Origin of the sequence: Niallia alba (assembly GCF_012933555.1) — a bacterium.
GTDB classification, from domain to species: Bacteria; Bacillota; Bacilli; order Bacillales; family Cytobacillaceae; genus Niallia; species Niallia alba.
Genome location: NZ_JABBPK010000001.1, coordinates 2,241,676 through 2,267,438 on the forward strand (window position 1 = coordinate 2,241,676; position 25,763 = coordinate 2,267,438).

Sequence of the window (25,763 nt, forward strand, 5' to 3'; positions counted from 1 at the left end):
ATTTTGGGGCTTATGAGAAAGAACATCAGGTTAGTTTAAGAGTAATCCATTATTGCACATTCTCCATATAAAATTTCTTTCTATATTGGGTTGGGGAGTAACGTTTATGTTCTTTAAATTTACGAATAAAATAGCTGAAATTTTCAAAACCAACTATAAAGGAAATATCCAAGACTTTTAGGTCACTGCTTTTTAATAACTCAGCAGCTCTTTCACATCGATATTCATTAATATAGGGGATGGGTGTTTTTCCAATGGCTGTATGAAAATATTTAGAGAAATAGTTTTTGTTCATATTTAAAAGAGAAGCTAAGTCTTCCAGTAATATTTTTTTATCGTAATTATCCTGGATATAGGTAATTACTTTTTTTATGTTTTCTTGCTTCTCTTTAATGTTCGTTTGTAATTTTCCAAAAAGTTGGTTCTCATAAAGCCCTAAAATAATTTCTAGCAATGTGATCTTAATTCTTAAGGCAGCTAAGTCAGATTCAGCATTGTTTAATGCAATGATTGTTTTAAGCTTATCGACTATATATTTCTTTACGTCCTCCTTAATTTCAGCAGTAGATGGAAAACGCAGAAATCCTTTACTGATAGGATTAATAATAGAACTTTGACTTATATCAGGATAGTCAAAATTTAATATTTGCGGATGAAATACTATGGCATGGTGAATGGAGGGGCCTTTTGAGGTAACTTTATGTAAGTCACCAGAATTGATAAAAAGAAACTGCCCCTTTGCAACTTGTAATGTTTCTGCATTTATAGTTATCTCCATTACTCCGTTTTCAACAAAAATAAACTCTAGTTCCTCATGCCAATGGAAGTCTACATGGTATTCTCTTTCTCTAACCTTGCTGTATATGTGCAACGGAAATAATGGAGTACCATGTGTGGACTGTTCTTTTAAAGTTTTCTTATTCATAAATTTTCTCCTAAAGTGAAAATAGTGCTATTTTTTTATAAAAGTGCAAGAAGTAATAATAGCAATTAATTATACTGAATTAATGAGTCTAATACAAAAAGGGGGATCCAAATGGAAAAATTTCAGCAAAAATGGTGGCATAAAAGTGTAATATACCAAATATATCCTCGTAGCTTTAATGACAGTAACGGTGATGGAATTGGTGATATAAAAGGTATGATACAAAAATTAGATTACTTGAAAAAACTAGGGATTGATGTTATTTGGTTAAGCCCTGTTTATGAATCTCCTAATGTTGATAATGGCTATGATATAAGTGACTATCATTCTATTTTGGCTGAATATGGAACAATGGATGATATGAATAAACTGTTATTGGAGAGTCATGAGCGAGGCATAAAAATTATTATGGATTTAGTTGTAAACCACACTTCAGATCAGCATCCATGGTTCATTGAAGCTAAGAAATCAAAAGATAACCCCTTTAGAGATTATTATATTTGGCGTGATTCGGTAAATGGTCAGGAGCCAAATGAACTTAATTCTAATTTTGGTGGATCAGCTTGGGAATATGATGAAAGTACAGGTCAATATTATTTACACTTTTATAGCAAACAGCAACCTGATTTAAATTGGGAAAATGAAGAGATGAAACAGAGCATTTGGGACATGATGAATTTCTGGATTGATAAAGGTATAAGTGGTTTTCGCATGGATGTCATTGATTTAATAGGGAAGGAACCAGATAACCTTATTAAGGAAAATGGTCCCAAGTTACACGGTTATTTGCAAGAAATGTATCATAATACTTTCGGAAAACACGATTTACTAACTGTTGGGGAAACATGGGGAGCAACAACAGGGAATGCAAAATTATATTCTGATCCTAACCGAAAAGAATTAAATATGGTGTTTCAATTTGAACATATGCAATTAGATAAGGTACCAGGTAAGCAAAGATGGGATTTAAAGAAATTAGAATTAGTCGAGTTAAAACAGGTATTAAGTAAATGGCAATACGCTCTTGATCAAGAAGGGTGGAATAGCCTATTTTGGAACAATCATGACTTACCAAGGATTGTATCTAGATGGGGCAATGATCGTGAATATCGGGTCGAATCAGCAAAGATGTTGGCAACCTTATTACATGGAATGAAGGGTACACCCTATGTTTATCAGGGAGAAGAAATTGGTATGACGAATGCTGCTTTTGACTCAATTGATGACTACATCGACATTGAAACTCAAAATATCTATAAAGAACGGATAAAAGCTGGTTTTAGTGAAGAAGAAATTATGAGATCGTTTTATTTGAAAGCAAGAGACAATGCGAGAACGCCGATGCAATGGTCTGATGAAAAAAATGCTGGTTTTTCTACAGGGAAACCATGGATGAAACTAAATCCCAATTACACTTTTATCAATGTCGAAAATACTCTCAATGATAAAAATTCTATTTTCTATCACTATCAAAAATTAATCAATATGAGGAAGAATAATACTACTCTTATTTATGGTACTTATCATCTTCTCAATCCTGAGGATGACAGTATTTACGCCTATGAACGTATTTTAGAGAATAAGAAAATTTTAATTGTTTGTAACTTTTACGAGCATGAGAAAGAGTTTTCTTATGAAATGTCTAATAACTCAAAAGCAGAGATATTAATTAGTAATTACAATAACTCAAGTTTAGATCTAAAAAAGATAAAATTGCGGTCTTACGAAGCTATTATGTATGAAGTTAAAGAAGGAAAGGTTTGATATAATGAGTAATAGCATAGATAAGAAGTTTAGTAGAATTTAGATAGTGTGGGAGGATGGGGGAAACATTTTGAAAAACTTTAAGATTGAAGCGAATATGCCAACATTGGAAGAATACAAATATTTGTGTGACTCTGTGGGATGGACTGATTATATGAATTTTGAAGTGGCGGAAACATCCTTAAGTAATTCTATTTACTGCCTCACAGTCAAAGATAATGAACAAATTATAGGGATGGGCAGAATTGTTGGCGATGGGGCTATTTATTTCTATATTCAAGATATAGTAGTTTATCCTGATTATCAGAAAAAGGGTATAGGAAATGAAATAATGAATCGTTTGGTTGAATACTTACATGAAAATGCCCCAGACAAGGCATTTGTTGGTTTGTTTGCCTCGCAAGGTAAAGAACCGTTCTATGAGAAATATAAGATGAAAGACTACTCACCGAATATGACAGGGATGTTCACTGTCATTTCAAAATAGACATGTGCTTAAGTGCAGAAATATCAGTAAAAAGTACGACATTGCTTTGATTAAAGCTGATTTTGGATTAATCATTGATGCAGCAATAAAGAGGCATCAAACAAGAGGACCTTTCTTTCAACAAGTCCTCTTGTATATATTTGTTTATTTTTTTAATCCTGCTGCAAAAAATGGTCCATTCATTGTAATGGTTGATAGGATTTGAGCCATCTCTTCGGGAGTCTCTTTTCTTCCACCATTCAACCATTGCTGAATTACACCTAAATGAGCAGATGTTATATAAGATACTAAATAGTCCACGGGAACAAGTAAGTTTTCCTTTTTTATAAGGGGATAGGGGCTGTTTTCGAGTAATAAGTTCCAAATAAACTCTTTCAATTTTATTTGGAACGATAAATCTCCTTTTGGACTTAACGCTGCTTTCACAAATCCGCTATTTTCATTTAAGTATGCAAAAATAAGAACGGCAGGAGTAAAAGATACTAACGAGGATGAGTCTGTTTTAAGGTTAGCAATCATTTTTGGGAAGTTTTGTTTCACTATGTTTGACATTTCCTGCATCATTTCTTCCTGACATTTTGTCATTAAATCGTATTTATCCTGATAGTGTGCATAAAAGGTTCCTCTGTTAATTTTAGCTTTAACTGTAATATCTTTAACAGTAATTGCTTCAAATCCTTTTTCCTCCATTAATTCTACCAATGAATTGCGTATTAATTCTTTTGTTCGTAATACCCTTAAATCTGTAGTGCGATGCTTCAATATATTTCCTCCTAATTATATCCTACACATTCTAAAAAAGTGTTTATTAACCGACAGATTATTCAATTTTGATTATTGAATAAGGGATAATCAAAACCTATAATTCAATTGTATAAGCAACACGTTGTTTATTATTATAACTTGAATTATAGGAGGATAAAACAATATGTTCAAAAATAAACTGGTACTTATAACGCCAATTATTGCATTCGCAGTTATCTTTATTTTTTCACTAACCTTATTTCCTTTGGTACAGCCTCAACCAAAAAATTTGCCAATAGCAATTGTGAATGAAGATGAAGGGATGGAAATGCCCAATCAGTCTAAGGTAAATATGGGCGAAAAAATCGTAAAAAGTATCCAAGAAAGTTCAGCATCAACAACGGATGAAGATCCTGCAGTAAAGTGGGTAGAAGTAAAAAACACAGAGGAAGTACAAAAAGGATTGGATAATCAAGCGTATTATGCAGCATTGATTATTCCGAAAGAATTTAGTGCAAAGCAGGCATCCTTGCAAACTACAACACCTTCATCACCAGAAGTTGAAATATTAATAAATCAAGGAATGAATACCGCAGCTTCAACCGCAGCAGCACAAATATTGACCGGGATAGTTGATAATTTGAACAATAATGTTCGCAATCAACTACTAGAAGGTTTTGAGAATCTAGGTGTTACTTTAACAACAGAACAGGTTTCTAGTTTGGTAATACCAATTACAATAGAAGCTACAAATGTTAATGAAATAGGCGAAAATAGTGCAAATGGCAATTCACCCGTTTCCTTGTTTCAACCATTATGGATGGCAAGTATTGCTAGTGCTGCCATAATATTTATGGCGGTTAGAAAAATGCCAATCAATACTCGAAAAGAAAACTTCATGATAAAGATCGGGCAAATCTTAATAGGTGCTATTATAGCAATAGTAATTGGATTTGGTTTTACATGGATAGCAGAAGGAATGGTAGGATTAACTATACCTAATTACATGGATACAGCCTTGTTTCTAACCATTGCCTCTTTGAGTTTCTTCTTAATGGTATCAGCAGTACTTTCATTGGTAGGATTTAAGGGAATTAGTATCTTTGTATTATTATTATTTTTCGGAGCACCTTTATTATCACTGGCACCTGAAATGATGTCGCCGTTTTATCAAGATTGGATATACGCTTGGATGCCAATGCGTTTTATGGTCGATGGACTTAGAGAATTATTTTTCTTTGGAAAAGGTTTATCATGGAATACTCCAGTTTCCGTCCTTGTATGGATTGCAGTGGGGGGAATCTTTGTTATATTAGGCTCGGCATTACGAGGAGGAATGCTGGTAGTGGAAAAAGTCGATATGTCTAAGTAAAATTGCTATAGTTGATTAACCTTATCGAAGTTATTAGCTGTTATTTATTATATTGTGAAGTTAAATCTAAATTGTGAAAAGATACACTTGAATTAGCGCAATTAATTATTTCTAAATTATAAACGACTGAAACCTGAACTTTTTGAATGAAGAGCACCCTTTTTCAACAGAGGATCACATTGAAGAGATAACTATTCAAAAGGATAAAACTAAATTAGGAAGTCTTGAAGATATTAGGTTAGAACCATGGCTGGCCTTTGGTGTAAAAGTAAAGTAAACTAACTGTGTGAATGTAATAATAGAATGCTAAAAAGTGTATGGAAAAGATGTGAATACTTTATAAAAATTTTTTAAATCCCACTTTAAAAAGGGGGGATTTTATGAAAAAACGCTTGCAGTAAAGCGCTTTTATTGTTACAGTATCAGTATATTGTTTTAGTTAAATTAACTAAAAAAGGTGATAGTATGGTAACAATAAAAGACATAGCAAGACTTTCTAAAGTTTCTACGGCAACGGTTTCAAGAATTCTGAACAATGATCCAACGCTATCGGTTACAGAGGACACAAGAAATAGGGTTATAGAAATAGTCAACGAATTGAATTATAAACCATTACGAAAGAAAAGTTCAAAAGTAGGCAACAAGCAAATGGATGTCTACCAAATTGGGCTCATTATGTTAAATGACGAAACCATTGACCCATATTTTCAGTCCATTCGTCATGGAATAGAAAATACCTGCCACCAATATTCTTTTACAATCACTTCCACTATGATGGTTGGGAAAAGCAATATTACAGCAGAAAGTTTAAGTGATTTGGATGGTCTAATTGTGATTGGTGACATTGATATCAATGATTTAACAAAGATTTACAATAAAAATGATCATATTGTTGCAGTGGATTATCTTCCTCAAGGTACAAATATTGATGTGGTCATTTCAGATTTTGAAGGCGCTACCCAACAAGTAGTAGACCACTTGTTTACACTGGGTCATACAGATATTGCTTATTTAGGAGGTAAAGGCAATGTTTATGAATTAGTAGAAAACAAGACAATTAAAAAAGAAGATACAAGGAAATGTACTTTTGAAAAAATAATGAAAGACAAAGGTTTGTATAATCCTGCTAAAGTGTTAGAAGGTGATTGGGGATCTACTAGCGGCTACATGTTGACAAAACAGCTAATGGAAAGTGAAATGCTGGGAAGTGCTATTGTAGTGGGGAGTGATCCTATGGCAATCGGAGTGCTTCGTGCACTGCATGAAGCTGGTATTAAGGTACCAGATGATGTTTCTGTATTCGGTTTTGATGATATTGAGGCTGCTGCATTTATTAATCCTCCTCTTTCTACCGTAAGAGTGCATGGTAACGAAATGGGGAAAACAGCCGTAAAGTTGCTTTACGATCGTCTGAAAGGGAGAGAGATACCTATAAAAGCTGTTCTTCCAGCACAATTAATCTTGCGTGACAGTGTTGGTGAAAGGAAGAAATAATAGAGCCATCTATTTTGGACAATAACATTTCATTCCATTTCTTTTTGAGCTATTCCTTAATAATACATCTGAAGGAATAATATGCTTACCTTTGACTTCAAATTAGAGATACTTAAATATTCTTATCTTAATTGTGAAACTGGTGCCTATTTGGCAGTAAGAGCGATTCAACTTTTTTCACCAAGTATTCCTTAAGTATATTTTGTTGGTCTATTGGCAGGAGAAATAATCTTAAACGAATAGTTGAAACGGGAAGGTTGTGAAATTAATCGCCATAACTATAGTGATGAGGAATTTAAACCGTTTTTTGAAAAAAGATCCAATGTATTCTTAGGGGTATGGATTAATCTTAAAGTAATAAAATGAATCTTGAATATAGAGATTAAGAGGGGAAAGAGTTCAATATTTAATTTAATAGTTTCTATGGGCATTTAGAAGGTCAGATAACTGGCATTTTGGTTGCCCTTTTTTTGTGTGTATAGAAACTCTAGAATTTAATAGTATGGAGAAAAAAGTTAGTTATTTATGAATAGGTTTGGTTTAAGTTAGGCCGTTCATAACTTAATATAAAATAAGTAAAGAGTGCTATTTTACTAAAATAAGAGAAAATTAGAGGTTATATCCAAAGTATCAGAAAAATAATTAGTGATTTTAAAAATAAATATTGAAAGAAAGCGCTATTTTTGGTAAAGTAATTTTATATTAATTTAGTTAATTTAACTAGATTGATTGATTGAGATAAATGGTATTTTTTATTAGTTAGGTAAACTTTAGTAAACTTTCGATCGGAAAGAACTCATCTTTCATTACTTAAAGATATAATTACCTAAAGAGATTTTACGCACAAATGAAATCGTTCCCAACAATAAAGAATGTCATCTATTTGTTTATCATTTCTTTTTAATAATATCTTGGAGGGATTTTGATGAAGAAGACAATTTCGTTACTTGCAACAAGTGTATTATCTATTTCGTTACTTGCAGGATGTGGTGGCGATAATGCAGAGGGACAAAACGGAAAGGTGAAAATTGAATTTTTCCATTATAAGCGTGAAGGGATGGATACATTTGATAAATTAATTGAGAAGTTTGAAGGGGAGAATCCTAATATTGATGTCGAGCAAACAAGTCCACCTGAAGCTACTACTGTATTGCGTACGAGAGTATCCAAATCGGATATTCCTGATGTGATGGGAATTGGAGGAGATATAACATATAAAGATTTGGCAGAAACAGGTGTATTCACAGATGTTTCCAATGATACAAACCTAAAATCGATTCAGTCGGCATATGTTCAAATGCTAAAAGATGTATCTAACCAAGACAAAACATACGCTATTCCTTACGTAGCCAATGCAGTAGGGGTTATCTACAATAAAGCGATTTTTAAAGACTTGGGTTTAGAAATACCGAAAACATGGGATGGGTTTATGGATGTAGCACAAAAGGTTAAAGATGCTGGACAGGTTCCGTTCTATAACACGTATAAAGATTCTTGGACTCTTCTCTCAGCTTTTAATGTTCTTGCAGCTAATACGCAAGGCGAAGATTTTTATACTCAGTTAAATGATGGAAAGATTCTTGCTGGAGAAAGATATGAAGATGCGGCAGAAAAAATGGTAGCATTATCTGACTACGGTCATAATAATCAACAGGGTGTGGGTTATAATGACGGCAATACCGCTTTTGCAAATGGTAAATCTGCTATGTATCTTCAAGGAATATGGGCAATTCCTGAAATTAAGAAAGCTAACCCTGATATTGATTTAGGTGTTTTTCCTTTACCTGTAACAAATAATCCAGAGGAAACGAAAGTAGTGTCTGGTGTTGATTTACTGTTAGCGACTGCAGCCTCATCCAAGCACCCTGAGGAAGCGCAAAAATTTGTTGATTTTCTTCTTCGAGAAGAAAATGCAAAACAATATATTGACGAACAGAATGCTTTCTCTGCACTTGAAGGAATTACTCAAGATGATCCAAGTGTTGCTGAACTAAAAGAAAGCTTTGAAAAAGGAGCACTTGCTGACTTTCCTGATCACTATATTCCAAATGGTGTAGTACCAGATAAAACATTGCAAACATTAGTAATGGATAAGGATGTAGATGCTTTCCTTGAAAAGATTCAAAAGGACTGGGAAAAAGTCCAAAGTCGTCAATAATATATGTAATAGGAATTTGTCCCAAAGACAAGGTTAGGCATAATCGTGTTATAATGCTGAAATTTTTCAAGGGACAATTCCCACCTTTTGTAAGGGAGTGTAACTTTAATGAAAAATAACGAATCCATTATCAATAAATTGCCAACTTCTACTCCAGAATCTACTCCTGTGATTAAGCGCAGAAAGAAAGTAAATCCAAGGATGATTGCCTTTTATTTGATGGTTATCCCTGCAGCATTACTTTTCTTTGCTTTTCATACGCTTCCTGCCTTACAGGGGGTTTACTATTCATTCACTAATTGGAACGGTATTGCTCTGGATTACGAATTTGTAGGGTTTAAAAATTATTTCAATTTATTCAAAGATCAAACAATCCTTGATTCCTATGGGTTTACCTTTAAATTTGCTATTATCGGGGCAATTCTAATCAATATTATTAGTCTTTTTGTAGCAGTTGGACTAAATGCAAGAATTAAGGGAAGGAACTTTTTTAGAGCTGTATACTTTTTACCTAATATTTTAAGTGTGCTCATTGTTGGCTTTATTTTTAACTTCTTTTTCACCAACATTATTCCAGAGCTAGGCGAGAAATACGATATTGGTTTTCTGACCCAAAATATACTTGGAAATGCTGACCTTGCATGGATTGGAATCATGATTGTTTTCATATGGCAGTCATGCGCTTTTAATATCATTTTATATCTTTCTGGTCTGCAAACTGTTCCAACTGAATTATATGAAGCATCAAGTCTTGATGGGGCAAATCGTTGGCAACAATTCTGGAAAGTGACATTCCCTGTTATTGCACCATTCTTTACGATTAATATGGTTTTATCTATGAAAAACTCATTGATGGTTTTTGATCAGATTGTCGCAATGACAAATGGAGGACCTGGTTATGCAACAACTTCTATTGCTCTATTAATCTATAACGGAGGATTTAGCGGTGGTGAATTTGCATTCCAGTCTGCAAATGCTGTGGTTTATTTCATAGTTATCATGGTGATCTCAGTTTTCCAACTTAAAGTTTTACAAAAAAGGGAGATGAATATGTAATGAAACAACGTGTGAATTGGCCAGTAACTTTTCTAATTGCTTTAGGATCGTTATTAATACTTTTCCCTTTGTATATTACCATTTCAATTGCTTTGAAAAATCCCCAGGAATTGGCAGAGTCAGCATTATCGTTCCCATTTAATTTTCACTGGGATAACTTTATCAGAGCGATTGAAGCAACCAACTTTTTTAATGCCTTCAAAAACAGTGCCCTCATAACTGTTTTTACATTAGTGTTAACTATTCTATCGAATTCATTAGTAGCATATGCGATAGCGAGAAATATGCACCGAAAGCTATTTAGAAGTTTATATTATTACTTTGTTAGTGCTTTATTTATTCCGTTTCCGATTATCATGCTCCCAATTGTAAAACAAACTTCTGCTCTTGGCTTAAACAATCCAGTGGGGTTAACGATTCTATATGTGGTTTATGGGATGGCTATGAATATTTTCATCTATGTAGGCTACATCCGGTCCATTCCGTTAGAGTTAGAGGAAGCAGCAATTATGGATGGTTGCAGTACATGGGGAGTGTTCTGGAAAGTTATTTTCCCTCTCCTAACACCGATTAACGCGACAGTTGGTATTCTGACTTGTTTATGGGCATGGAATGACTTCTTGCTTCCGTTAGTTATCTTAAGTGATTCAGCAGATTACACTCTGCCACTTGTACAATACGTGTTCCAAACTGAATTTGGCACAGATTACAACTTAGCCTTTGCATCCTATTTATTATCCATGGCTCCTATGGTAATTGTCTATTTATTTGCGCAAAGATGGATTATTGGTGGAGTTGTAAAAGGAGCAATTAAATAAAGAATTCAAACATCTACAGGTTCATTTTAAATCTGCAGAGGATTAGAACTGGTAAAAAAAGTATTGGAGTTGTGAATATTTATGGCAATTTTTTATCAATCGACAGACAAGACATTTCATTTAAAGGCAAAAGATACTAGTTATGTGATGGGGATTGTACGTGATGGTTACTTAGTACATTACTATTGGGGAAAAGGGATTAGAGAATATAACCACTCCAACTATCTTCAATATCAAGATAGAGGGTTCTCTGGAAACCCGTATGAGTATAGAAATGACAGATTTTTCTCTTTAGATACATTACCGCAAGAATATCCGCAATATGGCAATACAGACTTTCGAAAGCCAGCTTACCAAGTTCAGTTGGAAAATGGGTCAACGATAACCGATCTAAAGTATATCTCCCATCATATTGCTAAAGGGAAGCCTGCATTAGACGGACTGCCTTCCACATACGTGGAAAATGATGAGGAAGCAGAAACACTTGAAATTACGATGGAAGACTCCGTTTTGGGGTTGAAAGTAATTTTAAGCTATACCGCGTTTGAGCAATTAAATGTAATAACAAGATCTGTACGCTTTATAAATAGGGGAGAAGAGAATCTTACATTGCTAAGTGCTCTTAGCTTGTGTGTGGATTTTCGAGAAGCAGACTTTGACTTCTTGCATCTGCACGGTGCCCATGTAAAGGAAAGACATATGGAACGCAATCCATTGCGTCATGGTATTCAGTCTGTTGAAAGCACAAGAGGTGCAAGCAGCCACCAGCATAATCCATTTATTGCACTTCTTAGTAAAGATACTAATGAAGATAGGGGAGAAGTATTTGCATTTAACTTTGTTTACAGTGGAAATTTTCTTGCACAAGCGGAAGTGGATCAATTTAGCAATACGCGAGTTACAATGGGAATAAACCCATTTGATTTTAGCTGGAAATTGGAATCAGGAGAAAGTTTCCAGACACCGGAAGCTGTTATGGTCTATTCGTCGGAGGGTCTAGGAGAAATGTCTCGAACTTTTCATGAGTTATATCGTACCCGTCTAGTGAAGGGGGTACACCGGGATAAAGAGCGTCCAATATTATTAAACAACTGGGAAGCAACTTATTTTGATTTTAATGCCGAAAAAATCACTCGAATTGCCGAAGCAGGTAATGAATTAGGAATTGAATTGTTTGTATTGGATGATGGCTGGTTTGGGAAGCGAGATAATGATACTTCTTCTTTAGGCGATTGGTTCGTAGACCAAAACAAACTGCCAGCAGGTTTAAATCAACTCGCGCAGAGCGTTAAAGATATGGGAATGCAATTTGGTCTGTGGTTTGAACCAGAAATGATTTCTGTTGATAGTGACTTGTATCGAGAGCATCCAGATTGGTGTCTTCACGTTCCAAAGCGAAATCGGTCTGAAAGTCGCAACCAGCTTATATTGGATCTTTCGAGAGAAGATGTATGCGAGGAAATAACAAAGCGGGTTTGCGATATATTAGCCAGCGCACCAATCTCCTATGTTAAATGGGATATGAACCGCCATATGACAGAAATCGGTTCAGCACAACTCCCTCACGATAGACAGAGAGAAACAGCACACCGTTATATGTTGGGACTATATAAGATAATGGAGCAAATTACTTCTTCCTTCCCGGATGTTCTGTTTGAAAGTTGTTCCGGCGGTGGTGGAAGATTTGACCCTGGTATGTTGTACTACATGCCGCAGACGTGGACTAGTGACAACACTGATGCCGTTTCACGCTTAAAGATTCAGTATGGAACAAGTCTTGTTTATCCGATTGTTTCAATGGGCTCTCATGTATCAGCAGTTCCAAACCATCAGGTCCATCGCCATACTACCTTAGAGATGCGTGGAGATGTAGCTATGTCAGGTAATTTAGGTTATGAACTTGACTTATCTAAACTTTCTGACGAAGAAAAAGAAATAGTCAAGGAACAAATTTCAGGCTATAAGAGAATTCGCCAATTAATCCAGTTTGGTGATTTTTACCGCTTGCTAAGTCCGTTTGATAGTAATGAAACGGCCTGGCTGTTTACTACAAATGATAAAACAGAAGCAATAGTATTTTATTTCCGAGTACTAGCTGAGCCAGCTGCTCCTTTTACTAAACTAAAGCTCAAAGGAATCGATCCAGTCAAACAGTATCAAGTTTTGGGAACAGAGCGAGTATACGGCGGAGATGAGCTTTCATACGCTGGGATTAGTATTCCAGGTGAAATAAAGGGAGATTTTCAAAGTTGTTTCTGGCACTTAAAGGCCATTAAGTCATAATTCATGGGGAAGCGTAGTAGATTTCTATGCTTCCTTTTAAAAGGTTTTGCATCGAAGTAATCAACTAATAGTTTCCTTTGGAAATATAGAAATTTCTGCCAGATAAGATTTATAGTACTATACTGTTGTAGCTTCTTCTGTCTTTTAATAAAAGCGTGAGAAGCTTTTTTAATTTGTGAACTATAAGGGGGTATTAGGTTATTTGATACTTCATGTTTAAAATAAGGTTAAGAAGGAGTTAAATTTATGTATTGCATTAAAGTATACTTTAACATTTATAATATGTTTAAAGAGTGACATTTAATAGGATACTGAAAATAAAAAATATGACTGAGGAAATATAAAAATTTCATAATAATAGTCGATGTTTTGTTAGTGAAATAGTGATTTGTTTATAATGTAATTACAGATTTAGCTCAAGTAATTAAGATATAATATGTTCATATTATTGAGTAAACCTTTATAGGTTTCGTTTAAAATATAAGGAGAGATAGTGGGTTAGATCGTAGAAGATTATTTGATGTTTGAAAAGTTATGTTAAGGTGAGTGTAGACTATCATATTTAAAATTATAATGGAGGTTATATATAATGAAATATCTTATAAAAGATGCTGCTGCAAAAGTGGGTTTACCTACACATACAATTCGATATTATGAACAAGAAGGGCTTCTTCCTTTTGTAAAAAGAGACGAGAATGGAAATCGTATTTTTGATGAGGAGGATGTAAAGTGGCTCGAGTTCATAGTATGTTTACGTAATACTGATATCGCTCTATCTGATTTACGTAAAATTGTTGAATTAACGCAAGAGGGTGAGGAGACATTACCACAACGTAAACAGATATTTGAAAAACATAAAGAAAAAATGATGAAGAAACAAAAAGACTTTGACATTGCTTTTAGAAAAATTGATTCAAAGATAGGGTATTATAATAATTTAGAAATGAAGTATGAGGAAGAAAAAGAAAGTGCGAATAAGTAATTATCTCACTTAGTCTTATAGCTAGGTAAATTAACTGTGTATAAATCAGTAATATAATAATATTTTGATGATATACTACGGGTAATGGTATTTCCGTATAGAAACCTTTGTATAAAACTATGATATGAATATAAAAAAGTCGTTTTCCTATCAATGCGAAAACCGGATTAACCCCCGAATTTTGGACAATAACTCTCTTATTCTTTCATTTCCTCAGTTTTTTATTTTATAGATTTCTTTCATTATTCTTCAAAAAGGCCATGTTGCTTGACATGGAGCCTCTGCGGGCATGATTCTCCTGCCAAGAAGCCAGCTGTTTTACAACATTGGCATCGCCGAACGAGGCTATCATGCCCGCCACTCCAAATCAAGCTGATGCTTTGAATGAATACATCCATTACACCCGAACCTCCTTGATCACCAATGAATCTTGTTTTTGATAGAATTCCTTTGGTGACAAATCTAGTATACTAGAATGCATACGTCTCTCGTTGTAGAACTCCATAAAATTCATGACTTCTTGATATGCTTCTGTGTAGGTTTCAAACTGCCATCTGGATAGGCAATCGTCCTCAAAAATGCGATGGAAAGACTCAATATGAGCATTCATATTTGGTGTTCTTGGTGGAATTCTTTCGTGCTCAATTTTGGAATCTTCACAAAACTTTTCAAAAGTATGGGAAATAAACTGCGGTCCATTGTCTGTTCGGATTACAGGTTTTTCCAATTCATCATATTGTTGGCGTTTTAATAATGCCCTTTTCAGTGTCTGTTTGACATCATCTCCAGTGCAGCTTAATCCCATATGATAGGTAATGATGCCCCTGTCATAAACATCGATGATGGACATGACAAAGAAAAAGCGATCCTCACCTTCGATAAAGCCATATTTAATGTCAGCTTCCCATAGCTGATTAGATCTTGTAATAATGCGATTTCTTGCTAGTTTCCTAGGGTATGAGACTTTCTTTTGGCGCTGTGGGCGTAAGATGCCCAATTCTTTACAAATCCGGTATACTTTTTTCTTGTTAATTTTAAGTTTGTATTTTCGCCTTAAGACCTTAGTGAGTTTGCGATAACCATAGTTATAGCAATCACCGGCAATCTCTTCTAGTAGAAATTCTTTAATCTGTTCGTCTGATATCTTTTGACCGTCCTCTTGGATCGAATAACCTGGTGCTGGACGTCCCTCACTTACTTTTTTCTCCTCAACACGATAATTCTTTTGATAATAGTATGTGGATCGAGGAATACCTATGATTTTAAGCACCTTTGAAATCGAGTAGCCTTTTTGAATCCATTTGTTAGCTACTTCATGCTTTTCAGCAAGTGAGGGTTTTTCTTTTTTATAAGATCCCTCAGGATCGCTATTTCAAGGTCTTTTTCACCTAATAACATTTTAAGTTTTTCATTTTCTTTGGATAATTCTTTGGAGTCTATATCTGGCAGCACAGCCACATCTACTTCACCAAATTTACCATCTTTGTATTCACGAACCCAGCGACTAACCATATTGGGATTCAGATCATACCGGCGAGCTACAAGGGTATTCTTCCCTGTGTCTTGGGCTTCCTTGATGACTTGTAATTTAAATTCTTTAGAATGTTTTATTCGTTTCATGATGTCAGCCTCCTTGGTACATTAAGCAGTATAATAAATATTACTCTTATTGTCCAAGTTCATTTTGGGGCTTATGAGAAACGACTTTTTTATGTACGTATCATTTTTTTACTGAGAAAGGAAATCGTTATAAAAAACAAGTTTAAATATAAACTATTTATTCCACTCTTAACAGACAGTAAGACTTAACCAACTGTAAGCGCAAGCTGCGAAAAATCGAGGAAGCGAGGTTGGAACTTTCCCATATAGGTTCGATAAGGGTAATTAACCATTGGTGGGAATATGGAAGAGCCCCACTTAGGGAAGTCTTCTTTATAACTATCTTGAAGGTTATTTTTATTATTAGCAAAGGCATTATCGTCCCAACGTGAAAAAATTTTTTTATATTAAGGGTTGCATTAATGCAAACTTTAAAGTTTATAATCATGTTTGAACAATAGGGATTGTTCATAATAAGAAGGAAGGTGGGGAAAAAGCAACCAATACCTTGAGGAAGATATGACTAAACTTATTTGAATGATAGGTTCTCTGTCGTAAGAATGGGGAGATAACGATTTAAGCTACTAGTATTCATTTCAGCTCTCTGTTTCATGTTTATGGAAAGGAGTAATATAGTTGTTTGCTAGATAGGGATTTTATATTAAGGGAAAAAACATTATATAAAAGAAAATAAAAGACAAGTATTATTGGAATATTGAGTTGTAAGGAAAGGAGAAGGGAAAAGGGTGGAGGATACAAGAGCAATTTATATAAAGGAAGCTGCTGAAAGGGTAGGTCTAGCTGCACATACACTGCGTTTTTATGAACATGAAGGGCTTCTCCCTTTTATAAAAAGAGATAGTAATGGAAATCGGATGTTTTACGAAAAAGATTTATCATGGATAGATCTTATTGTATGTTTACGAAAAACGGACATCAGCCTTTCTGAATTGCGTGAGTTTGTCGAATTAACGAATGAAGAGGAATGTACAGAATTGAAAAGTAAACTGATACTCGGAAAATACAAACAGAAAATGATTGAGAAACAAAGAGACTTAGATAAAGCTGTTGTAAAAATTAAAGAGAGAATGCAGTCTTTCGATGAATTAGAAACGAAATAAGAGAAGATGATAGATCATATTCGTGTAGACATAGTTATAACAGTGATGCAAAGAGAAAGAAGAATTTATTAATTGGATAAACAACATATTTATTGAAAAAGATAGTATTTAATAGCTTGCAAAGATGTTAAAAGTGTAGGAATAAAATGAACGATTTTTTAAAATGTTTAGGGCGAAAAATTTTCTATTCCACTTGACTTGAAGTCAACTTTAAGGAGTAGTGTATGGTTGTAATACTCATTAAGGAGGAACTTATTATGAAAAATATTGAAGAAAAAGTTGTTATTATTATGGGTGCGTCAAGTGGAATTGGTGAAGCAACTACCAAGAAACTTGCGCACGAAGGTGCTAAACTAGTGATCGCAGCTCGTCGAGAAGAGCGCTTGAAATCCCTTGTTGAATCCTTACCAAATGCTGAAATTTCATACACAGTTGCCGACGTATCGAATAAAGAGGAGGTACAAAAAGTTATAGATTTGGCAGTTGAAAAATATGGTCGAGTTGATGTACTCTACAACAATGCTGGAGTCATGCCAACTGCACCACTTTCAGAAACTCGCTTTGATGAATGGCGTCAAATGTTAGATATTAATATCATGGGTGTATTAAATGGAATCGCTGCTGTTTTGCCTATTATGAAGCAACAACAGTCCGGTCACATTATTTCAACTGATTCTGTAGCTGGACATGTTGTTTATCCAGGTTCTGCTGTATACTGTGGAACTAAGTTTGCAGTTAGAGCGATTATGGAAGGATTGCGTCAGGAAGAAAGAGAAAATAATATTCGATCAACTATTATTTCACCAGGTGCTGTAAGTACTGAACTTTATACAACAATTAATACTCCTGAAGATCGAGAATGGACAAAGAATCTTATGGATTCAGGAGAAGGTTTTTCTTTGAAATCAAGCGATATCGCAGATGCAGTAGCTTATGCTATTAGCACACCTGAGACTGTTGCGGTAAGTGAAATTTTAATTCGTCCAACAAAACAAGTTGTCTAATCTTTTGTAATTGAAAAGAAAAAAGGCAAATAGAATGCTCATACCAATCAATTATTGTATGGTGGGGAATAAGAGTCGAGATTTTACAATTAATAATTTTATTTTACAGAAAGAGTAAATCATTAAGGAAAGAATCTAGCAATACTTTCCTTAATGATTTACTGAATGATTGAATATTTCATATGAATAAATAATGAGAAGAGGAAATATGAGAAGACAAAGAATATTTTATATATTTTTATTCACTAGTGTTGCATTAATTTAATTTCACTATTAAAAATACTCGAAATGTTCACTTTTATTATTTTATGCATAGAAAAAGTCCTTTATAATGGATAAGTCAGGTGGTAACCCGTCCAAATCCACTAAAAAAGGACCAATCTCATGGACAAGATTACACGAAAAACTTCATTTGGACAATGGTTTTCGCCAATTAATCTTCAATTATTTGAAGAACAGGTGAAAACATTGAAATTAGATTGCTATACGAAAAAGTTAACGACAGAATCATTCCTAAAACTATTACTTTTTGCACAATTAGAAGAAGTTGAAAGTCTTCATGCGTTAAGTGATTGCCTTTTTGATGATCATCTTCAAAAGGAAATCGACCTTGATTCTATAAGCATTTCTCAGCTCTCGCGCCGTTTAAATGGTCTAAATCCAGATTTGTTTCAAAGACTTTTCCTTGATTTAGTCGGACAAATTCACGCCAAAACACACTACACAAAACTTGTCATGCCGTTAAAAATTATTGATTCAAGTACTTTGCCACTAAATTTGACCAATCATAAATGGGCGAAGTTCCGCAAAACTAAGGCAGGCGTAAAGTTACACTTACGCCTTGTATTTATGGAAAAGGGAGAATCCTATCCCGAAAAAGCCGTGATGACAACGGCAAGCGAACACGATCGTGGTCAACTTGAGATTATGGTTGACGATAAAGAATGCATGTATGTGTTTGACCGAGGTTATCTAGACTACGAGCGTTTTGATCGCATGACCGATGAAGGCTACTTTTTTCTTTCTAGGCTACGAAAAAACGCAGTCGTACGGGAGGTTTATGATTTTAAACTACCCAAGGATTCATCTGTTTTGTCGGATCAAATGGTGTTGATTGGTACAACTCAAAACCGAGCTGAAAACTATTTTCGACTTCTAAAAATAATAGATTCAAAAGGTAATGAACTTCATTTAATCACAAATCGTTTTGACTTAAGCGCCGAAGAAATATCGGAAATGTATAAATCACGATGGGCAATTGAGCTGTTTTTTAAATGGATTAAACAACATCTCAATATCAAGAAATTCTACGGTCAAAGTGAATGGGCGATTCAAAATCAAGTGTTTATCGCACTTATTGTTTTTTGTCTTCATGTTCTGGTACAACTCGAAACAAAAAGTAAGCGGAAAACCTTGCAAATTAGCCGTTATTTAAGGGCAGCATTGTGGAAACCAGCACATGTCTGGCTTCGCAAAATTGAAGGAAAAGCCATCCCTTAATCAACAAATTGTTGTCGTTGCACAGGTCTAATTGTAAATAAATTTCCAAATGGACAGGAGCCGCCTTTAGAAAGGTAATTACTTTTTTGGCTCTAAGTAGAGTAAACAATTAAACTGAAAATTATGACACTATTTACGCAACACTAGTGAGATATATTATATAAAAGAAAGATTAGAAAGCGCTATCGTAATCCTATCAATAAATTGCCTATTCTTAGCACAATATCTTTATTTTAAGAATATGTGGCTGTATCCATTGATTTTTCGCCAGATTTGATAATGGGAAGTTTTTAAGTATATGCATAATTAGAGATCGGGTAAGTAAGAAAATTGTTTTAAGTCCTTCGTTAGATATAAGGTTGATTGAAAGGTGATTGTGATATTGCAAATTACTTATTTATTATATAAGAGAAATAAAGAGTTTTAGGCAAAAATTCAAGAGAATTTTGATAACGCTTATCAAAAATATTATTGGATAATGAAAGAAACTAAGTTCCTTTATATTAGTTTACATTTTATTTAATGTTTTTTTCTTAGAAATTAAAGAGGGGGAAACGAAATGAAAAAGACGTTATTTTTGATGAGACATGGACAGACATTGTTTAATAAAAGAAGAAAAGTTCAAGGTTGGTGCGATTCTCCGCTTACAGAGTTAGGAATCAAACAAGCAGAGACTACTGCTAAGTATTTTAAAGAAAATAATATTGTTTTTGACTATGCTTATTGTTCCACCTCTGAAAGAGCAAGTGATACGTTAGAAATTGTAACGGATATTTCATATAAAAGACTAAAAGGATTAAAGGAATGGAACTTCGGAACTTTTGAAGGAGAAAGTGAAGATCTAAACCCACCACTGCCTTATAATGATTTTTTTGTTAAGTATGGCGGGGAAGACCAAAAAGAAGTACAACTGAGAATGGCTACTACTTGTCAAAAAATGATGGAAGAAGATAATGAAGTTGTTCTAGCTGTATCTCATGGAGCATCTTGTAGAAATTTTATGAGATACTGGGAACATACTAGTTCTATAACGCAACAAGCAAAAATAGGAAACTGTTGTATTTTAAAATTTGAGTATGAGAAAAAAGAATTTAAGCTAGTTGAGATTGTTAATCATAATTTTAGTGGATTAAGAGATGGACTTTCAGTAATTTCTTGATCTTGACGATTATGATATATAGTTCCTGAGAAGTAAAGTATTAATCTGAAAATGGATTAAAAGGCTCTACCTCTCTTTTTAAGTGAAACCTCCATTGTTAGAGAAATACTAACAATGGAGGTTTTTTTGATGGTTTCGAAAACCCCTGGCTATGCCGGGGGTTCCGGAGAGCTTATAGCGAGGTAACAAAAAAACCTCCTTTCATGGTAGGATAAAGTTGGTTTCCCGACCACTTTATCTCACGCAAGAAGGAGGTATGCCCTTATGAAGGACATGAACAGTTTAGCACATACAACATGGAATTGTAAGTATCACATAGTCTTTGCCCCAAAATACAGAAGGCAAATTATTTATGGCAAATACAAAAAGAGTATAGGACAAATCATAAGAGAGCTATGTGAAAGAAAAGGTGTCATTATACATGAAGCAAATGCCTGTCCGGATCATATCCATATGTTGGTTAGTATTCCACCAAAATTAAGTGTATCGCAGTTCATGGGTTACCTAAAAGGAAAAAGTAGCCTGATGATATTTGATCGACATGCGAATTTGAAATATCGCTATGGGAATCGTAAATTTTGGTGTCGTGGTTTCTACGTTGATACCGTGGGGAGAAATAAGAAACAAATACAAGAATATATAAGAAATCAGCTGAAAGAAGATTATATGGCTGATCAGCTAACGTTGTTCGAAGAATTCGATCCGTTCACGGGTGAGAAAAATCGGAAGTAAATAAAGAAATTCTTTAGAATTGGTGAGTGAATGTGGTGCAGAAGGGAAACCTTTTCAGTGGGCCTTTAAGGCCGAGGCCGGTAAGAGAGGCTTTTAGCCGCAGAGCAAACCACCAGTTCACACTGGTGGTTTTGATTTATCATCTGTGTGAATATATGTCATTTTAATATTAAACCCGATAAAAATTATTATTAGTTTCAATTTATTTCATTATGCTTCTTTTTGTTAACGATTTGTTGCTGTCTTTAGCCGTTTTATATCTTCTATTGGAGGAAAACCAAACATTCGAGAATATTCGCGGCTAAACTGGGATGGACTTTCATATCCAACTTGAAATGCTACATTTGATGCATCCGTTGACCCAGATAATAACAAGCGACGAGCTTCTTGTAATCTCAACTTCTTTTGAAACTGTATTGGGCTCATGGCAGTAACGTCCTTAAAATGTCTATGAAGGGAAGATACACTCATATTTGCAATTTCTGCAAGATCTTCTACTCGAAAAGGGCTATCGTAGTTCTTTATAATTTGATCAATAACTTTTCGGATATGACTTGTGCTGCTTCCATCAATTGCAGCTTGCTCAAGCGTCATCCCAAACGGCCCTTTTAGTAAACGATAAAGAATCTCTTTTTTTATCAGTGGGGCAAGTACTGGGATATCGTTTGGAGTTTCTAATAGTTGTACAAGTCTAAGTACTGCATCTAGTAAGGCGGACTCCATTTTATTGACAGACATAGCCCTTTTAGCATTGTTCCTAGCAACAGGTTGGATACCAGCATTAGTTAAAACCTCCAATATTTGATTTGGTGTAAATTCGAGTTTGAGCGCCAAATATGGGACAGTATCAGATGCTATTAAGACTTGACCAGTGATGGGGACATTTATAGATGTTATTAGATAGTCGGATGGACCATATAAATAACGCTCTCGTGAAAGAAATACCTCCTTTAAACCCTGAACCACTATACATAAGGAAGGGGTGTGTACTCCATGGGATGGTCCAATTTCTCTAGTTTGTCGAGAAAAAAATAAAGAAGGAATGGGTGTTAGATGTGTTCCACTCGTAGATGAATATCCTTTAATAATACCGATGAGCTCTTCATGCTCACTATAACCATTGTTAGACATGTAAATCATCCTTTTTATTTTGGAATAGTTAATAGTTTGATTATACAGCATGAACTATTCGTCGGTAAGTGATCGTAAGAGGAATAGGCAAACATTTGAAAGGAATAGGATAACAGACATCTGTAAAACAGGGCATAATATAAATAGGCATACTAATAATAATAAATTTAGGGGGAGAAAATGATGAGCCGATTACAGAGACAATTCATGCTTTTTGCTATAACTATATTTGCTCGTCCAGCTTCTTCGGTAGTCGGTATTGCTTCAGACTTCAAATCCCAAAATTCCCTTGAATTTCGAGGGAAGAAAGTTAATGTGAAAAATTCTTTTTTTCCATAATGGATGTAATGGTCATAGAAAACAGGCCTGTAGATATTTTTAGTAAAAGGTACCCGAAGATTGGAGCTTCTCGAAGAAAATCTATGTCAGTCGATGTTAGCTTGAATCAAAGGGGATTGAATGATATCCAAAATGCATTATCAAAAATCGAGTAGGAAAATAGTGAATTTTATTTTCTTTAACTTTTTTTCTTTATATTTAGCTAATTTAAACTTGATATCTGTAAATGTAGATTACTATAAAAGCCAATTTTTCCATATTGGCTTTTAAGTGTTTTTCAGAATTAATTGTCTTATAATGAGTGATTTTTTTAAAATCTTATATTATATAGAACAGTTGATTTCTCTTATCATAACCAGTCAGGGGATGTAATGGCTCTCAAAGATTACTTTGGCTGTGTAATTAAGTTGCGATCAAGTGGTAACCGATTGACACATAATCCTTAATCGAAGAGATTTAGACTGTTACTTTGTAACTTACAATGCAGAACTGCTAGATATTTTAGTTCCTGCACTAGAAAAATCCCTTGATGACTAGCAAGGTAACAAGTCAATCATCGGTATTCATTTATTAATTAAGGAATGATTATATTCTTGAAATCTTTAAATAACAGGAGGAATATCTTATGCAAAAAGTAATTTTAAATAACGGTGTAGAGATGCCAATACTTGGTTTTGGTGTTTTTCAAATGAATGATTTAAAAGAATGTGAACAAGCTGTTTATGATGCTTTAAGAGTAGGCTATCGTCTTATTGATACAGCAGCCTCATATCAAAACGAAGAAGCAGTAGGAAAAGCGATTAAGCGAAGTGGCATACAAAGAGAGGAATTATTTATTACGACAAAACTCTGGGTGCAAGATACAGGTTATGAAAACACAAAGAAAGCATTTGAAAAATCGCTAAACAATCTGCAATTAAACTATTTAGATTTGTATTTAATTCATCAACCAATGGGTGACGTATATGGTTCGTGGCGAGCTATGGAGGAATTGTATCACAAGGGGAAAATTCGTGCAATTGGAGTAAGTAACTTCCATATGGATCGTCTGGCAGACTTAATGGTTCACAATAAATTGATTCCGGCAGTAAACCAGATTGAAACACATCCATTCAACCAGCAAATCGAAAGTGCTAACTATATGAAAGAGAACAATGTTCAAATACAATCTTGGGGTCCTTTTGCGGAAGGGAAAAATAACATCTTCAAGAATGAGGTTCTAACTTCTATTGCGGAACAACATAACAAATCAGTTGCTCAAGTGATTCTACGTTGGTTAACTCAAAGAGGAATTGTAGCCATACCAAAGTCTGTTCGTAAAGAAAGGATGATTGAAAACTTTAGTATATTTGATTTCGAGTTGACGCAAGGAGACATGAATAAAATTTCTGCTTTAGATACAAAAGAAAGTTTATTCTTCTCTCATAGAGATCCCGAAATGGTGAAAATGCTTGGTACTTTTAAAATTCATGACTAATTTTAAAAGCAAGGTTCTTGTTTAATATGACTAATATTCAAGAACAAGTTGTTATTATTACAAATTCATCCGGTGAGCAAGAGGGTTGTTTATAAAGAAATTGATTTTCAAGAAAGTAAATTAATGAAATGGAATCTACGGTGGTTGTATTAAATAAATTGAAAATGACAGATGATACAGTCGTTCTTTTAGCAAGTGATTTTTTAAGCTTATTAGTATAAAGCATATCAAAAGAAGAAAGTTGAAAAATATTTGAACTAAAAAAACTAAACACCTAAATGATACTTAGAAAATTTTGCTATTAAGGTCAATCGTGTTACAGCCAACAAACAGGCAATTGAGGTATCAGAAAATATTGCTTGGATAGAAAGAGGTAATGATAATATGTCAACTTCAAAAGTTATCGTAATAACTGGTGCTTCAAGTGGTATTGGAGAAGCAACTGCAAAAATTCTAGCTAATGATGGCGCAAAACTAGTATTAGGTGCTCGTCGTGAGAGTCGTTTGCAAGATCTAGTAAAAGAAATACAAGCATTAGGTGGTGAAGCAGTGTACGCTGTTACGGATGTAACTAAAGTAGGTGAAGTGGAAGCACTAGCAAAACTTGCTGTTGATACATTTGGCCGCATTGATGTTTGGATGAATAATGCAGGTATCATGCCACAGTCATTATTAAAGCAAAAGAAAATTGATGATTGGGACAGTATGATTGATATCAATATTAAAGGAACTTTATATGGTATTGGTGCTGCTCTTCCATATATGGAAGAACAGAAAGCAGGACATATTATAAATATTTCTTCCATAGCAGGCCATATAGCACATGCAGGTAGTTCTGTATATTCAGCTACTAAATGGGCGGTGCGTGCAATTAGTGAATCATTACGTGAAGAGATGGCTACGGATCAAACAAATGTACGTGTTACCATTGTTTCTCCAGGAGCAATTAATACTGAATTACTAGAGTCTGTAACAGATACCGGGTTCAAAAATAACTTTGAAGATTTTTATGATAATTTTGGGATTTCTTCAGAGCGTGTAGCATTTACAATCAAACAAGCAATTGATTTACCAGATGATGCAGCATGGAATGAAGTTATTATTCGACCAACAAAACAAGTAATGTAAAAAAATTGGTGAGTATTTATGATGAAAAGAGAGCTGCTATTACTTCCTTTTTGCTTAATTAGGTATAACTAGTGAAGAACAATTTTTCACTACTCGAGAATAAGGGGATTGGAAGTGCAAAAATTAATCGTTGGAGCAGAACTGATAGATCAAATAAACTAACTATTTCTATAAAAAGAAATTACATTTGAAAAGAACAGATATTATATGACAAATGTTTACATCTCTAGATGGAAAAATCATTTGCTTATTTATAACATTTCAAAAACATTATGAACACTTTCGATAGTTTTGTTTATAAATAAACAAATTCTTCTTATTTAACAATTGAAAGAAGCAAGTCTATTTTTTATATTATTAATCACTAGTGTTGCATTAATTTAAATTCACTATTAAAAATACTCAAAATGTTCAATATTATTATTTTGCGCAAAGAAAAAGTCCTTTATAATGGATTAGTCAGGTGGTAACCCGTCCAAATCCACTAAAA

The 25,763-nt window shown here is 34.2% G+C and carries 22 protein-coding genes; 16 read left to right on the top strand and 6 right to left on the bottom strand.

Annotated features, from left to right (window positions below; all coding sequences use genetic code 11):
- Positions 1 to 49 precede the first annotated feature (49 nt).
- Positions 50 to 925: an AraC family transcriptional regulator gene (locus HHU08_RS10650; protein WP_016204709.1), complete on the bottom strand. Its 876-nt coding sequence runs from the start codon at positions 923 to 925 to the stop codon at positions 50 to 52.
- A 111-nt stretch (positions 926 to 1,036) separates the two neighbouring features.
- On the opposite strand from HHU08_RS10650, the gene HHU08_RS10655 reads away from it, so the two are divergent.
- Both HHU08_RS10655 and HHU08_RS10660 read left to right on the top strand, forming a co-directional pair.
- A complete protein-coding gene (locus tag HHU08_RS10655) occupies positions 1,037 to 2,689 on the top strand; it encodes a glycoside hydrolase family 13 protein (RefSeq protein WP_169188401.1) in 1,653 nt (550 codons plus the stop codon).
- Positions 2,690 to 2,786: 97 nt separating this feature from the next.
- The gene (locus tag HHU08_RS10660) at positions 2,787 to 3,176 is read left to right on the top strand and encodes a GNAT family N-acetyltransferase (RefSeq protein WP_407939863.1); all 390 of its coding nucleotides are present in this window, start codon (positions 2,787 to 2,789) and stop codon (positions 3,174 to 3,176) included.
- 144 nt (positions 3,177 to 3,320) lie between these two features.
- On the opposite strand, the gene HHU08_RS10665 is transcribed toward HHU08_RS10660, so the two are convergent.
- Positions 3,321 to 3,938, bottom strand: coding sequence for a TetR/AcrR family transcriptional regulator (locus tag HHU08_RS10665; protein ID WP_224428113.1), 618 nt, complete (start codon positions 3,936 to 3,938; stop codon positions 3,321 to 3,323).
- A gap of 166 nt (positions 3,939 to 4,104) precedes the next feature.
- Here HHU08_RS10665 and HHU08_RS10670 point away from each other — a divergent pair, with 166 nt between their 5' ends.
- From HHU08_RS10670 to HHU08_RS10700, 7 genes are all read left to right on the top strand, one after another.
- Positions 4,105 to 5,292 carry a YhgE/Pip domain-containing protein gene (locus HHU08_RS10670; RefSeq protein WP_169188403.1) on the top strand — a complete coding sequence of 396 codons (1,188 nt, stop codon included), beginning with the start codon at positions 4,105 to 4,107 and terminating at the stop codon, positions 5,290 to 5,292.
- Positions 5,293 to 5,757: 465 nt separating this feature from the next.
- Complete coding sequence (locus tag HHU08_RS10675; protein WP_205835603.1) at positions 5,758 to 6,786, top strand: LacI family DNA-binding transcriptional regulator; 1,029 nt, start codon at positions 5,758 to 5,760, stop codon at positions 6,784 to 6,786.
- A gap of 925 nt (positions 6,787 to 7,711) precedes the next feature.
- A complete protein-coding gene (locus tag HHU08_RS10680; RefSeq protein WP_169188405.1) occupies positions 7,712 to 8,944 on the top strand; it encodes an ABC transporter substrate-binding protein in 1,233 nt (410 codons plus the stop codon).
- Positions 8,945 to 9,145: 201 nt separating this feature from the next.
- On the top strand, positions 9,146 to 10,000 hold the full coding sequence (locus HHU08_RS10685; protein ID WP_224428455.1) for a carbohydrate ABC transporter permease: 855 nt from the start codon (positions 9,146 to 9,148) through the stop codon (positions 9,998 to 10,000).
- Positions 10,000 to 10,818 (top strand): carbohydrate ABC transporter permease, encoded by an 819-nt coding sequence (locus HHU08_RS10690; protein ID WP_169188407.1) that lies wholly within the window; start codon positions 10,000 to 10,002, stop codon positions 10,816 to 10,818. The genes HHU08_RS10685 and HHU08_RS10690 overlap by 1 nt, the downstream gene beginning before the upstream one ends.
- 81 nt (positions 10,819 to 10,899) lie before the next feature.
- A complete protein-coding gene (locus tag HHU08_RS10695) occupies positions 10,900 to 13,101 on the top strand; it encodes an alpha-galactosidase (RefSeq protein ID WP_169188408.1) in 2,202 nt (733 codons plus the stop codon).
- A 589-nt stretch (positions 13,102 to 13,690) separates the two neighbouring features.
- On the top strand, positions 13,691 to 14,083 hold the full coding sequence (locus HHU08_RS10700; protein WP_169188409.1) for a MerR family transcriptional regulator: 393 nt from the start codon (positions 13,691 to 13,693) through the stop codon (positions 14,081 to 14,083).
- Positions 14,084 to 14,309: 226 nt separating this feature from the next.
- Here the strand turns inward: HHU08_RS10700 and HHU08_RS25440 are convergent, their stop codons facing one another.
- The 3 genes from HHU08_RS25440 to HHU08_RS25920 are packed head-to-tail and all read right to left on the bottom strand — an operon-like array spanning position 14,310 to position 15,703.
- A complete protein-coding gene (locus HHU08_RS25440) occupies positions 14,310 to 14,435 on the bottom strand; it encodes a hypothetical protein (protein ID WP_263479876.1) in 126 nt (41 codons plus the stop codon).
- A 45-nt stretch (positions 14,436 to 14,480) separates the two neighbouring features.
- Positions 14,481 to 15,380, bottom strand: coding sequence for an IS3 family transposase (locus HHU08_RS10705; protein ID WP_040344397.1), 900 nt, complete (start codon positions 15,378 to 15,380; stop codon positions 14,481 to 14,483).
- Between the two features lie 11 nt (positions 15,381 to 15,391).
- A complete protein-coding gene (locus HHU08_RS25920) occupies positions 15,392 to 15,703 on the bottom strand; it encodes a transposase (RefSeq protein WP_016205489.1) in 312 nt (103 codons plus the stop codon).
- A gap of 725 nt (positions 15,704 to 16,428) precedes the next feature.
- Between HHU08_RS25920 and HHU08_RS10710 the strand changes: the two genes are divergently transcribed.
- The 5 genes from HHU08_RS10710 to tnpA all read left to right on the top strand — a co-directional run bounded on the left by HHU08_RS10710 (position 16,429) and on the right by tnpA (position 21,198).
- Positions 16,429 to 16,803 (top strand): MerR family transcriptional regulator, encoded by a 375-nt coding sequence (locus HHU08_RS10710; protein WP_224428591.1) that lies wholly within the window; start codon positions 16,429 to 16,431, stop codon positions 16,801 to 16,803.
- Positions 16,804 to 17,060: 257 nt separating this feature from the next.
- The gene (locus HHU08_RS10715; RefSeq protein WP_169189657.1) at positions 17,061 to 17,807 is read left to right on the top strand and encodes an SDR family oxidoreductase; all 747 of its coding nucleotides are present in this window, start codon (positions 17,061 to 17,063) and stop codon (positions 17,805 to 17,807) included.
- A gap of 384 nt (positions 17,808 to 18,191) precedes the next feature.
- Positions 18,192 to 19,307 carry an IS4 family transposase gene (locus tag HHU08_RS10720; RefSeq protein WP_169188410.1) on the top strand — a complete coding sequence of 372 codons (1,116 nt, stop codon included), beginning with the start codon at positions 18,192 to 18,194 and terminating at the stop codon, positions 19,305 to 19,307.
- 559 nt (positions 19,308 to 19,866) lie between these two features.
- Complete coding sequence (locus HHU08_RS10725; protein ID WP_169188411.1) at positions 19,867 to 20,466, top strand: histidine phosphatase family protein; 600 nt, start codon at positions 19,867 to 19,869, stop codon at positions 20,464 to 20,466.
- Between the two features lie 264 nt (positions 20,467 to 20,730).
- Positions 20,731 to 21,198 (top strand): IS200/IS605 family transposase, encoded by a 468-nt coding sequence (gene tnpA / locus HHU08_RS10730; RefSeq protein WP_100525941.1) that lies wholly within the window; start codon positions 20,731 to 20,733, stop codon positions 21,196 to 21,198.
- A gap of 225 nt (positions 21,199 to 21,423) precedes the next feature.
- Here tnpA and HHU08_RS10735 read toward each other — a convergent pair whose 3' ends face one another.
- Entirely contained in the window at positions 21,424 to 22,329 is a 906-nt protein-coding gene (locus tag HHU08_RS10735) for an AraC family transcriptional regulator (protein ID WP_169188412.1), read from the bottom strand.
- A gap of 964 nt (positions 22,330 to 23,293) precedes the next feature.
- Here HHU08_RS10735 and HHU08_RS10740 point away from each other — a divergent pair.
- Together HHU08_RS10740 and HHU08_RS10745 are read left to right on the top strand one after the other, a co-directional pair.
- On the top strand, positions 23,294 to 24,145 hold the full coding sequence (locus tag HHU08_RS10740; protein WP_169188413.1) for an aldo/keto reductase: 852 nt from the start codon (positions 23,294 to 23,296) through the stop codon (positions 24,143 to 24,145).
- 384 nt (positions 24,146 to 24,529) lie between these two features.
- Complete coding sequence (locus HHU08_RS10745; protein ID WP_169188414.1) at positions 24,530 to 25,273, top strand: SDR family oxidoreductase; 744 nt, start codon at positions 24,530 to 24,532, stop codon at positions 25,271 to 25,273.
- Positions 25,274 to 25,763 lie beyond the last annotated feature (490 nt).